Here is a 12,983-nt window from a genome sequence, read left to right on the forward strand (position 1 = left end):
TTACATTTCTACATCCCCTCCCAATACGCCCACATATCATCGGGATCTTCAAACTTCAGATCATCCCAATTCGTCCATCGAAAACGCGTAATAATCGCCATGCGAATCTCATCGCTACAATTCATACTCGCGCTGTGAATCAAATGACTGTGCCAGAGCATCGCGGACCCCGCCGGTCCAGAAATCTCCTCATAATCCGCTTCATCCCAATCGAGAATCTCCAGCGGCCTCGTCGAACGCGGCTCGCCCTCGTAAATCGGCAAATCGTAAAACTTCTTACCCAGACTCACCCGCGAATGGGTCTTAAAATAATCCGCCATGTGTTTATGCGTCCCCGGCCACACGCAGGTACCCCCGCCCTGGGGCTTCACATCATTGAGATACAGCGTAATACCCACCGTCCAATTATTTACAACGCCGCTGCCAAGCCCGTGCCCATCCATATGATTACCCCTGGGACCTACCCATTCCCCACCCTGTGGAAATCGCAAATTCGCCGACGTAATTGGTGGATGCAAAGGCGCCAAACGCCCTTTCCCAGCCAACTCCTCAACTATACTGTACAGCGGCGAATCGTAAATCAACGCGTGAAACGCCGCGTGACCATCCATCCCCTGAGACCCCTCTTTCCCAACCCACGTAGAAGGATCATTGCGATCCACCGGCAAATGATCCCAGATCACATCTCGCGCGGCTTCCATCTGCTCGGGCGTCACCACATCGCGTTTAATCACATAGCCCTTCTCCCGAAACACCTCTTTATCATCAACCGTTAAATACGCCATCACACACTCCTTCCATCGGCGATATACCGCTCGACCATCTCCCTGAATTCGCACACAATACCCGGTTCTCTGCCAAACTTATTATACGACTCAAACGGATCATCTCCCATATGATAAAGCTGACCCCTTGACCCCGGCACGGGATCCGCGCCCGCACACCCATCCACGCCGCGCCCCATATCTCCGGAATTATCACAATCGACAATCAACTTCCAATCCCCTCGCCGAATCGAAAACACCCCCATGCAGGAATGGTGTATCAAATCATCCCGAACAGACTCGTTCTCCCCCATCAACGCGGGCAAAAAACTCGCACTATCTTCCCCCGCATCCTCTGGAAGCGTCTCCTCCACAATATCCGCCACAGTCGCCATAAAATCCTGCAACCCGACCAGCGCATCGCAAACCGAATTGGGCGCAACAACACCCGGCCAGCGCGCGATAAACGGCTCTCTGTGTCCCCCCTCCCAGATAAACCCCTTAAAACCGCGCCAATCACCACAGGACTTGTGACCATACGTGCGCCCATTACAGCCCGGCAAAGCACCATTATCACTCGTCACAATAACCAGCGTATTATCCGCCAACCCACAGCGATCCAGCGCATCCATCACCTGCCCCACCATCCAGTCAACCAGCGCGACCATATCCCCCCGGGGACCCGCCTCACTCGCACCGCGCAAAAACTCCGGCACACATTCGACCGTACACGGTTCGTGCGGCGCAGAAGCCGCCAGATAGAGAAAAAAGGGCGTATCTTCATCCTTTGCCCGCTCCTCAATATACGCCACAGCCTTCTCTGTAAAAGCCGGATCCGCTTCCTTGTGGTCCCAATCCGGAACCATCAACCCGCGCCGACCACCCGCCATCTCAATCGGCTTTTGCACACTCGGAATACCCACCGTCTGATCCTGATCGATAAAACAATAAGGCGGTTGCGCCGTCGAACAACCCGATGTCCCGTAAAACCTGTCAAACCCCAGTTCAATCGGTCCGCCCGCAATAGGCTTTGAAAAATCGATCTTATCTTCCTCCACCGGATCGGGTGATCCACCCGGCCAGGGCAGGGGCTGATCAAAATCAAACACCTCGCCATCCTTCACACCCCAGCCCAAACCCAAATGCCACTTGCCAAAACACCCCGTGTGATAGCCACACTTTTTCAACAAAGAAGCCACCGTCAGGCGCTCGGGCTCAATCAATGGCAATTCGTAATTGAACAACACATGGGCCTTCAATTCTGTGCGCCAGCAATAACGCCCGGTCAAAATACCATATCGCGTGGGCGTACACACCGCCGAAGGCGAATGTGCATCCGTAAACCGCATCCCCTCGCGCGCCAACCGATCCATATACGGCGTGGGGATCTTCGACTGCGGATTATAACACCCCACATCGCCATAGCCCATATCATCGGCGAGGATATAAACAATATTCGGACGTGTATTAGGCATCTCTAACCTCTCATATTAACCCACGGCTCATCCCCCGACACATCGACCAGCACCTCACCGTCGAACTTAGCGGGAGACAAAATCGCCAGAAAAACCAGATCTTCATCCCCGGCATTATACGTCCCGTGCACCATATCCATCGGAATATGCGCAGCATCTCCCGGACCCAGAATTTGCGAATCCCTATCCACCCACTGTTCCGCCGTCCCCGCAACCACGTAAATAATCTCTTCCATACACGGATGGCGATGAAACGCATGCGCCTTGCCCGGCGGCATCGTCACCCGCACCAGCAACAAATGATCCGCCTCGGTCAATCCCTCCCGACTGATCCACTCGTGCGGTCCCCACGGCAATTCCTCCACCTGCACATCGCCTTGTGAGATAAACCTGAGCACATCGGATTTTGACATCGCTCACTCCTTGCAATACCATCTGATATTTCTTTGTCGCACTCAGTAAGACCAAATAAACCAGGAGCGGGGTACAACTGAGACAGCAGTTCATTAGCCAGAATTAGCCAGAATTAGCCAGAATTAGCCAAACCTTTTATTTACAAATAGTTTTATCAGGTAGTTCGAGAATAAGCCATTAATTAGCCAGATTAAGCCAAACTTGAGCCAACACCTCAAGTTACAAACGATTCCACCGTGCTCTTCGTCCTCGACCTTTGGACACCGCTAGCCCAAGCATCCTCAGAATAGCCAAATCTTCCCGCACCTGCCTTTGGCTGGCCTGCAACTTCATCTGGGCATATATCTCGCGCAGTGCCAGACCCTGGCCTGCCGGATCCAGCATAGCGAGAATCGCCTGTTGCCGCTCGGTCAAATCTCGTCCCACGCGCTGGGGGGGTACATATTGGCTGGGGCGAAAGCGCACCGTCACACAACCGGACACATCCTCAATCTCAGGCTGCGGCAAACCGGCAGATGTCGTCAGTTCCGCCATCTTGATCGTACCGCGTCCCCATTGCTCAATAATGCCCCGTCGGTAGAATACACCAGCGATCAAGGGATTCCAAGGCAGCGACTCGTGCGTCTCAAACAATTTCTCCGCAGTCAACCCAAAATGCAGCGAACCGGACGAAGTCACCTCGAGGCGGTCGTCGTATATCGCCACGGCCACCGAGCCACCGCCGATTGAGTAATCCCGATGGCATAGTGCGTTCGCCAATGCCTCGCGTAGCGCGACTGGCGGATAGAGCGGCTCATCTACCCGCTCGAAGAGATTTGGGATGATGCGCCCCGCTATAGGTAAATTTTCGATCATAAAACGCTCTGCCCTTGTAAGCAAGGTGAAAGCGTTGCCGCGAAACTGTCGGTTGTCGAGAAAATCCGTGCGATCAACGCCACGAAAACGAGCAACCCGGAGCAGGCACTGAGGCATCTCAGCCTCAATCCGTTCGGTAGTTCCAAATAGCACGACCGCATCGTCCTTCGCACAAGTCAAACTAACACAGAATTTTCCAGCCACTTTTACTCCTTTACTCTTTTGGTTTCTGTTCTATCCAGTAAAACGGGTGATCCGCGCGAACCATCCGCCGTCCAGTCATGCGACACCAGGCGGGCAAATCAACAGGCGCGCCCGGATCATACGCCGTAAGCTTCAAAACCTCGCCCTCCTCGAGCTTTTGCATCCGCATTCTGAGTAAAATAATAACCTCGCCGCACCCCATGTGTCCCGCATCCCATTCATCTGCTATCACAATATCTCGTTCATCCAACATCATCACTCCTGAGGCAATTCTTCCGCACTGATATCGATCTCCTCGATCAACCGCGCCAGATCTGCTTCTACTTCTGCCTGCACATCGGCATACGCCGGATCGCCGTACACACTCGTCATCTCCAGAGGATCCTTCTCCAAATCGAACAAATCGCGCTCGCCGGTTCGATGTACTGCGAGCGTATAGTCTTGCGTACGCACGCCATAGTGCTTCGTCGGCCCATCCCAATACGCATAAAAAGCCGACTGCCGCCAATCTTCTGGCGTCTCCCCTTCGCACAGCGCGCGAAAACTTCTGCCCTGCACCTCTGCATCGGGTTGCAACCCTGCAAAATCGAGATACGTCGCACCAAAATCCACATTCACCACAATATCCTCATTCACCGAACCCGGTGCAATCGCCCCTGGATACCGCATCACATAAGGCATGAGCAGTGACTCCTCCAAAATCAACCGCTTATCAAAATACGAATGCTCGCCCAAAAACATACCCTGGTCAGAAGTATATACCACAATCGTATTCTCCGTCAACCCCTCCTCATCCAGATAATCCAGCAACCGCCCCACACCCTCATCAATCGCCACAATACACCGCAAATAATCCTTCACATACTTCTGATAAGCCGCGTGAATCTTCTCCGTCGTATTCATCCCCGTCGTATCCAACCGTCCGGTGGGCCACGCTCTTCCTCGAACGCCCTCATCCATCCGCTCGGCCTGCGAGAGCATCGTGCGGTGGTGATTCTCCAACGCGCTGGACACCTTGTCAAACGGCTTATACAAATTCGACGGCTCGGGCAAATCCCCATCCGTGAACAAATCCGCATGACGGGGCGCGTACTCCCACAAACCATGGGGCGCTTTGTGATGGCACAGCATTAAAAAAGGCTTATCCGGATCGCGCGCCTTCAACCAGTTGAGCGACAAATCCGTAATAATATCCGTCGCATATCCCTCGTACTGCGTTGGCTCGCCATTGCGCGTAAACGACGGATCAAAATAAGCACCCTGCCCAGGCAACACCTCCCAATAATCAAACCCATCCGGATCAGACCCCAAATGCCACTTACCCGCAATACCCGTTTGATATCCGGAAGCCTGCAACTGCCGCACGAAATTGGGGTGATCGTCACTCAGCGGTTGATTCAACCGCAACACCCCATTCTTATGGCTGTATTGCCCCGTAATAATACTCGCCCTGCTCGGCGAACACAGCGCATTGTTGCAAATACAATTGTCAAACCGCATCCCCTCACGAGCTATGCGGTCAATATTCGGTGTATCCACCACCTCATTCAGCCATCCGTTATAACAACTAATGGCATTCACGGTGTGATCATCAGACATAATGTAGAGAATATTGGGACGTGGATCAGACATTAAAACCTCCATTTGTAAAAAATATCATCTCCCCGGAACATAATCATCAATGAACTCCGGCATCAAATCCAGCACCTTCTGCAAGCGCTCACGCGCCGCTTCAGAATCGGCATCGCCCAGCCCCAAAACAATATCGTGTTCTTCCAGCCGATCCGCTGGCACATCGTAAAACCGTCCATCGTGATAAATTTTAAACCGATGTTCCCGCGCAAACTGACCCGCGTGATCCTGACCAAAACCAAAACGCGGGTTGTAATGACAAAAAATCCAATCTCTCGGATCGCCCCGTTCGCCCCGCAACTGAGGCAAAAAACTGCGCCCATCGCACGGCATTCCCTCAGGAATGGGCGCATCGGCCAAATCCATCAGCGTAGGCAAAAAATCGCTAAAATCCACCAGATCATCTAATACCACGCCCTCTGGTGCCACACCCTGCCAAAAAGCAATAAAAGGCACATGCGTGCCCGCATCGGGCATAGTACCCTTACCGCCCACAATATCAACACCGCCCTCAAGCTGGGACGTAATCGTGCGATGTGTACCATTATCACTCGTAAACATCACCAGCGTATTTTCGAGCAAATCGAGCGCATCGAGCCTCTCCACAATCCGCCCCACCAGCTTATCCGCATACGCCACCATATCGGCAAAATAGCGCGTATCCCTCTCATCCCTGCGAGTTCTATCCCGCCACTCCGGGCTATCGGGCGTGGGAACAAAAGGCGCGTGAACCAGAATCATCGGATAATAAGCAAAAAAAGGCACATCCCGATGACGCTCAATAAAATCCAGCAAATAATCACAACAAATATCGGGACCATACCGATCTTCGATATAATCGTCCGGCAACCATTCCCCATTGCGTTCAATTTGCGGATTTGCATATCGCCCCTTGGCAACGCGTGCAGGGTCTTCTGGAAGCGGCGTCATATTCCACAAACAATGCTCGTCAAACCCAAAATGCGCCGGCATCTTATTATCCTTGCTCAACTGCCACTTGCCCGCAACACATGTCGCATACCCCGCATCCTGTAACAAATTGCCAAACGTCTTTTCTTTCGGATTCAAATAGGCGAACCTGTCGTAATTCCGAAAATTGTACTGCCCCGTCATAATCTCTACGCGAGAAGGCGTACACAGCGGCGTAGAATAACAATGCGAAAAGCGAATCCCCCGCGATGCCAGATCATCCAACACCGGCGTCTCATACGTCGTACTCCCATAACAACTCAAACACTCAAACCCCATGTCATCTGCCATAATCAGCACAATATTCGGTCTTGCCATACGCTCCTCACCGGGAATAATTCTGTTCATTTCGGGACAACTAAAATATACCTTCAGTAGATCACAGTCCACTTTTAAAAAATCGGTATATCTATCTTTGAAAGGGCGGAAAGTAACACTATTCTCTGATTGATTTTCTATTTATCTTTGCATAACATAAAAGTAGGGATAACTGACCAACAAGGGGTACGCGTGCTGAGCGAAACGTAGGGAAGTTGAAGAACTGCACAGCAGGTTATCTTCCGTTCGATAGGCTCAAAATGATCGCCAATTCATTATAAAGGAATTTGTGTTGCAAATGTTGAAAAAAATCGGATTCTTGTTTATTGCTACCCTTGCGTTGCTGACCTTTGCAGGACAAGCCTCTGCTGGCCCCAATGCCAATGCGACGGTGTCGCTTGACCTGATTGCCAATGCTGGGACGGGCAATCAGATAGATAACCGCGTTACTTCAGGCACAGTCTCTGGACAGGACACAAAAATTGCCGTTGAAGTCTTCGCAAAAGGTGTGACCACAACGCTGATTGGTGTGAAAATTGAATTTGAGTTTGATACTTCGATTTTGAAACTTGACAAAGTCGAGAACAGCGCGTTTCAGTTTTCTATTCCAGAACCAACGAGCGTAAATTTCGCAACGACTACGCCTGTCACATTGCCATCCTCTGGTTTTATAGGACGCGCTGAGTTTACCACAGTATCAGATGTAACTAATCGGGAGTTTACGCTTGGTATTAAGATGGTTACACTTGCTCAAAGCTTGGCATCAAGCGATGTAATCACAACGACAAATGTTATATTGTTTAATAAAATTGCAAGCGGCGAATTTGCCGGCATGCAACTCCACCTCGACACACAAATTGAAACGCCTGTTGCATATAACAACACACTGACTATCCCCGAACAAAAAGTTGGTGATACAATCCAACTTCAACTTTTTCTTCCAATGGCCGCAGGCAAACAAACTTATGGCTACGAAATAGAACTCGACCTGCCGGGCAAGACATTTTCCAACTACATCGGTAATATATCGGGCACGGATTTTACCGGTGCATCACTGTTCCCAACATCGGGTCGTCCTATCCTATCCGCGCTATTGCTTTCTACCCCTGTTGTGCCTGCCACTGGTTATCTCGGCCAGATTGACTTGCAAGTGACCAATACCCTCGAAGCAGAGACAACGCTCATTGTCAAAACCGCTTCAATGGCCGGTCTCAACAGACAACAGGACCCATTAGATGTGTCCAACGCCGTGATCTCTATCCATATTTCTTATCCGGGCGATTTCGATGGCGACCGCGATGTTGACTTTTCCGATTATCTCGCCTTCATTAGCGTATTCGGATTATCATCATCAGATGCCAATTACGATGCCCGTATGGATATGAATGACGATGGTATTATTAACTTTGCCGATTTTCTCGTCTTTGCTGGCGTTTTTGGCACCACACACTCATAGCCACCATCTACATTATAGGAAACAAATCTGCGACACAGAACAAATGTAAGGACACATTAATGAACATCTCGCTCACATTAACAGAACAAAACGCTGGTGAACTGGCAAAAGACAAATTGACAAATGCGATAGAGGCAATACGAAACGACGGCTATGTCATCATCGAGCAGGTGGTAAATCACGCGATACTCAACGTCCTCAAAACGCGCATGGACGAAGACTCTGCAAAACTGATTGAAGCCCAAAAATGGGGTGGCGCAGGTGGCGTACAGGGTCATTTACAACAAGGACCCCCACCATTTGATCCATACCTATCCTCAGACATCCTCGTCAATCCCTATGCCGTTCAGATCTCACGAGAAATGCTGGGAACAGAATTTTACTGTTGCTTTTACAACGGCAACACCAATACGCCAAACAGCACCTTTCAACCCCTTCATTCTGACGGCGTTCACCTCTGGGGTGAGCAAAACAGCCCCCATCCAGCAACCCAGCTCATCATCAACATCTTTCCCCAGGACACATCTGACAAAAACGGATCGACACAAATCTGGCCAGGCTCGCACCTCGACATGCGCCCCGTAACAGACGAAACAGAAGCCGATCGTCGATCCTTTTCACCACCCATTCAGGCCACCTTGCAAAAAGGCGACATCCTGATCCGCGATTCGCGTCTCTGGCATCGCGGCGTACCAAATCCATCCGACCACAACCGCCACATGATCGCAGTTGTTTACAACATCGGCTGGCTGGTCAGACGGCGAACACTCTTCTTCGATAAAAGCAGTGAAAAAATATTCAAAGCAAGCGGCGTCGATGCCAATGCCGAATTCATCGCCCCCCCGTTCGAATACCTGTTTGAAATGGCGTGCAAAAAAATAGAAAACGACCCCATGCGCGGCGTCTAAACCACTTCATCCTTGCTCGGCATAATCGCCCAATCGGTGCGCAGTTCAGCAGCGAGGTCAGCCGGTGGTTGCATGAAGCGCTTAACCCGGACACTGGCTTTGGCCTGTCGCCCGGGTCCGACCAGCTTCCAGGCATTGTAGTGAAATTTGCCTTCAGGTTGCATCACGCGGATATTCAACGTACGGCGTGGCTTCCGGGTCTGGTTCATGCCAGCGCAGTGCAGACAGGCCGCGTTGACCACCAGCAAATCACCGGGATCGCCGATAACCTGGACTCTGTTGCTATAGTGATTCGGGTTGGAATCCGGCACCTCGGGATCTTCGTCAGCCTTAAAGCGATGAGTACCCGGTATCACCGAAGTAGCACCGTTTTCCGCCGTGTACCCGTCGAGCAGAAAAAAGAACCACAGGCCCCTGTGCTTGCCATTGGCGGTAAGGCCGGGGCGAAAATCGCGATGGATGCCTTCAAACTGCTTTCCGGGGTTGTAGCGTTGGGTATTGGCTACAAGATCAGAGAAGTGATAGGTACCCAGGGCAGGCTTGCTGATCGCGTGAACAGTATCGTGGTCGAGCAATTCTATCGCCGCATCACCCCACAAAAAACAGGCACGGGCATTGGGATTCAGGTCAAATTTTCGGGTCCCGTACCTGTCGCCGATATTCACATCGGACAGCTTCATCCCGCCACGCCAGGCGGCAATATAGTCATCGGCAGCACGCTGGGCGATATCGCGCAAAGGATCGAGGTACTCGGATGCGATCTGGTTCCGTATAATGGTATAGCCGTCGCGGTCGAGATTGCCGACGTGTTCGCCCAGTTCGCTATCGCTGAGGGAATGGACCGGTCGCATGGGCTGGTCTCCTTATCTCATTCTGCCTGCTTTTGTTGATTTCGCAAAATCTCGTCGAGAAGTGGCAGCCCTTTGAGCCGCGTTTTCCAGTTTCGAGGCTGTTTTTCGGCAAGACTCATAATGCCTTTGTTGTATTTGAACCCCTCGCTGGTCACATTCTCAATAATCGGATGCCAACTATCCCCCGTACGGTCTCTCACAACCCCAATCGAGGGACCTCTGACCCGTTTGATCTTCCTGTCATTCTTATCAAACCGTAGCTCTTTCAGGTATTCCTCCGGAACATTCGCAAGCCCCTTGAGTGCAATGGCCGCGTTTGTCCCAAATATCGCATGGATATTCTTTACCGTAGTCCCATCTGCAAACACACCGGGTTTATAACGCTCATCCGCCTGATTCCGTTTCTCCACATAACCAGGTCCCATCGTCACCGCGAAAGCACAACTCTTCACAGTCACACCGTCGATCTTGACAACGCCATTTTGAGCTTTGTGTGGTCCAAGCAACACCGCAGTACTGCCATTCTCACAATATAGATTCTTTGCCGTAATATCATGCACTCCGCCGTTATGCCCGCCAGCACCCGTCTCCAGTCTAAAAGTCACTCCACCGCCAATGGCTTCGAGATTTTCAAAATGGATGGTCTCCCCCGCATGCATCTGAACCAATCCGTATCCCGGGCTGGTATTCGTGCTTCTCAGATTTCTCACCAGACCATCGGTGGGCCTGAAGACATCCCCGCTTTCCACATCCCTATCCCTGGACGGCGTAAAAATGAATGCAGAATAGGTGGTAAAACTATCCCTAACGTCAATATCGGAGAGCAGAAAATTTTTGACCTTCCTGCAGTTGATCGTCCGTATGCCTTCCCCCGCCACACTCCCGCGATCTGAATAATCGACAATAAACTTACCGCCCAACCCGCGAATACTGACATTCTCTATGGATTTGGCATTCCTCCCTGCACCCAATCCAAAAACAATGGTCTTCGTACCTTTGGGCCAATAGGGTTTGATAACCGTATCTTTCTCGATCAACAGGTGCACATTGGACTTCAAGTTGATGCCTCCAAAACGATAAACCCCCTTCGGAACGATCAGGCGTCCGCCACCTTTTGCCGAGACCTCATCAATCGCTTTTTGCAGCCGTTCACTCTGATTGCTCTCAGCTTGATCATCAACCAGTCCGAAATCCGTCTTCAGATTCATCGTCAACCCATTGGGATCCATCGTTTCTACGTATGTCGCCTCCGCAACCGCGGTCATTACAAACATGGTTATCATCAACAATATGGTCTTCATGGTTTTCTCCCCTCACTGACGTTCAACGTAAACGTAGTAGGCGCCGCAGATGGGCCGGTTGCGCTCGTCGTCGAACCAGGTGTGCAAAAGCGTGGGACCCGGCTCCAAATCTACGGTAAACACAACACCCTGGTCGTCAGGCTTAACGGGCCTGGCGTAGAATTGTCCACCGATCAGCACACGCGCTCTGGCAATCGGCAGCGCAATTCCCGCTTTCAGTTCGCCATCGGTTAATTGAGCCGCCTGGCAAGCCTCTCTCAGCTTGAGACCGCTCTCTCTCGGCCAGCGCCGCAATTCAAAAGTGTACTTACCAGCGGCTTCAACCAGCAGGTGCCAGTAACTGTTCTTCCGCACGGCCGTCCTCACCTGCCGCTGCTGATCCACAAAGACATCCCGCCACTCGCAAGCCGACAGCGTCATCGGATTCTCGGCCTCACTGCCGATGGTAATCCTCTGCACTTGATTGGCGACCGGTTCCACTTCACGCCACCAGGCATTTAGGTAATCCCGCATCTGCCGGACAATATCAGGGTGCTGATCGGCAACGTCGAGATTCTGTTCGGGGTCGCTATCCAAATCATACAGTGCCGTTCCTTCAAGCAAGCGCCACCGTTTCCAGAGCACAGCAGCACCCTCGCGTCTTATGAACGACGGGCTGTCGGGCGTCGGGTAGTCCAACTCTCCGGGCATACGGCTGTAATTCACCGTCAACATGCGATCTTCCGGCACCTGCTCCGCACCCCGCAAAACCGGAGATAGGCTAATCCCGTCCAAACGCAATTCGGCCGGCGGTTCCAGCCCACAAAACTCGATCAAAGTCGGCAAAATATCCTGCACCTGAGTCAATCCCTCAATCTCCCGGGGTTCGCCCAGATTACCATTTGGCCAATGCAAGAAAAACGGTACCCGGTGCCCACCTTCCCAAAGCTCACACTTTTTACCGCGCATCCCGGCATTGTAATAAACAGAACCGAAAGTACTGCCATTATCAGTCATAAAAATCAGGATTGTATTCCTATCTACGCCCTGTTCTTGCAGAAAGCATCGAAGCGCACCGACCTGAGTATCCAGATTTCGAATCATAGCGAGAAAGCGAATGATATTCTCTCGCAAATTTTTGGGAAGTGCAGGCAACTGGTGTTCATCCTCTTCAAATGCCGCCTCAATGGCCTCGCGGTCTTCGGCAGGCACAAAAAGTGGGGCGTGCGGGGCATTGGTCGGCAGGAAAGTGAAAAAGGGTTCTGAAGCCGCGATTCGCGCTTGCATCCACGCTTTTGCCGCGTTGAAAAAGACCTCGGTACAGTATCCTTCCTGTCGCACGCGAGAGCCATTGTGACAGTATATATCATCGAAGTAATCGTTCTCCCAGTAGTCGGGCACCGAACTGATGTGAGAGGATGGAAACCAGAGACTTTCCTCAAAACCGCGGTCCTGAGGACGGTACGGATAGTTGTCGCCCAGATGCCATTTGCCAAACACACCAGTTCGATAACCGTTCGACCGAAAAATATCGGCCATGGTCGGCAAATCTGGTCGCAGAAGCGAGCGTCCGCTGCTCACGTTTACAGCGCCATTGCGTGCCGCATCAAGTCCGCTCAGCAATTGGCCGCGAGTAGGCGTACACATGGGAGCGACGTGAAAATCCATCAGCCGAATACTTTCTCCGTGCAAGCTGTCCAGGTTCGGCGTCCGGGCAACAGGATTGCCGTGACAGCCCAGATCGCCATACCCCTGGTCGTCGGTAATGATCAAAATCACATTAGGGCGGGAATGTGATTCGGCGTGCAGGCTCGATGATTCGCGTTCTTTCAAAACAGTTCCACCTTTCAATAAACA

Annotated in this window: 12 protein-coding genes; 2 read left to right on the plus strand and 10 right to left on the minus strand. The window is 51.7% G+C overall.

Annotation, left to right across the window (positions count from 1 at the left end; all coding sequences use genetic code 11):
- Nucleotides 1-8 precede the first annotated feature (8 nt).
- From OXG87_16150 to OXG87_16180, 7 genes are all read right to left on the minus strand, one after another.
- On the minus strand, nucleotides 9-785 hold the full coding sequence (locus tag OXG87_16150; protein ID MCY3871082.1) for a phytanoyl-CoA dioxygenase family protein: 777 nt from the start codon (nucleotides 783-785) through the stop codon (nucleotides 9-11).
- On the minus strand, nucleotides 785-2,239 hold the full coding sequence (locus tag OXG87_16155) for an arylsulfatase (protein MCY3871083.1): 1,455 nt from the start codon (nucleotides 2,237-2,239) through the stop codon (nucleotides 785-787). The genes OXG87_16150 and OXG87_16155 overlap by 1 nt, the downstream gene beginning before the upstream one ends.
- 2 nt (nucleotides 2,240-2,241) lie before the next feature.
- On the minus strand, nucleotides 2,242-2,652 hold the full coding sequence (locus OXG87_16160; protein ID MCY3871084.1) for a cupin domain-containing protein: 411 nt from the start codon (nucleotides 2,650-2,652) through the stop codon (nucleotides 2,242-2,244).
- Between the two features lie 220 nt (nucleotides 2,653-2,872).
- The gene (locus OXG87_16165; protein MCY3871085.1) at nucleotides 2,873-3,712 is read right to left on the minus strand and encodes a hypothetical protein; all 840 of its coding nucleotides are present in this window, start codon (nucleotides 3,710-3,712) and stop codon (nucleotides 2,873-2,875) included.
- Between the two features lie 10 nt (nucleotides 3,713-3,722).
- Nucleotides 3,723-3,965 carry a sulfurtransferase TusA family protein gene (locus OXG87_16170; GenBank protein MCY3871086.1) on the minus strand — a complete coding sequence of 81 codons (243 nt, stop codon included), beginning with the start codon at nucleotides 3,963-3,965 and terminating at the stop codon, nucleotides 3,723-3,725.
- A gap of 2 nt (nucleotides 3,966-3,967) precedes the next feature.
- Nucleotides 3,968-5,344 carry a sulfatase gene (locus OXG87_16175; GenBank protein ID MCY3871087.1) on the minus strand — a complete coding sequence of 459 codons (1,377 nt, stop codon included), beginning with the start codon at nucleotides 5,342-5,344 and terminating at the stop codon, nucleotides 3,968-3,970.
- A gap of 24 nt (nucleotides 5,345-5,368) precedes the next feature.
- Nucleotides 5,369-6,631, minus strand: coding sequence for a sulfatase-like hydrolase/transferase (locus OXG87_16180; protein ID MCY3871088.1), 1,263 nt, complete (start codon nucleotides 6,629-6,631; stop codon nucleotides 5,369-5,371).
- 298 nt (nucleotides 6,632-6,929) lie between these two features.
- On the opposite strand from OXG87_16180, the gene OXG87_16185 reads away from it, so the two are divergent.
- Together OXG87_16185 and OXG87_16190 are read left to right on the plus strand one after the other, a co-directional pair.
- Complete coding sequence (locus tag OXG87_16185) at nucleotides 6,930-8,087, plus strand: hypothetical protein (protein MCY3871089.1); 1,158 nt, start codon at nucleotides 6,930-6,932, stop codon at nucleotides 8,085-8,087.
- A gap of 59 nt (nucleotides 8,088-8,146) precedes the next feature.
- On the plus strand, nucleotides 8,147-8,995 hold the full coding sequence (locus OXG87_16190) for a phytanoyl-CoA dioxygenase family protein (protein MCY3871090.1): 849 nt from the start codon (nucleotides 8,147-8,149) through the stop codon (nucleotides 8,993-8,995).
- On the opposite strand, the gene OXG87_16195 is transcribed toward OXG87_16190, so the two are convergent.
- The 3 genes from OXG87_16195 to OXG87_16205 are packed head-to-tail and all read right to left on the minus strand — an operon-like array spanning nucleotide 8,992 to nucleotide 12,959.
- Complete coding sequence (locus OXG87_16195) at nucleotides 8,992-9,846, minus strand: phytanoyl-CoA dioxygenase family protein (protein MCY3871091.1); 855 nt, start codon at nucleotides 9,844-9,846, stop codon at nucleotides 8,992-8,994. The two genes, OXG87_16190 and OXG87_16195, sit on opposite strands and share 4 nt — an antisense overlap.
- A gap of 17 nt (nucleotides 9,847-9,863) precedes the next feature.
- Entirely contained in the window at nucleotides 9,864-11,147 is a 1,284-nt protein-coding gene (locus OXG87_16200; protein MCY3871092.1) for a hypothetical protein, read from the minus strand.
- Nucleotides 11,148-11,159: 12 nt separating this feature from the next.
- Nucleotides 11,160-12,959: an arylsulfatase gene (locus OXG87_16205; GenBank protein MCY3871093.1), complete on the minus strand. Its 1,800-nt coding sequence runs from the start codon at nucleotides 12,957-12,959 to the stop codon at nucleotides 11,160-11,162.
- Between the last annotated feature and the right edge of the window lie 24 nt (nucleotides 12,960-12,983).

This window comes from Gemmatimonadota bacterium (genome assembly GCA_026706845.1).
In the GTDB taxonomy this organism is placed as follows: domain Bacteria; phylum Latescibacterota; class UBA2968; order UBA2968; family UBA2968; genus VXRD01.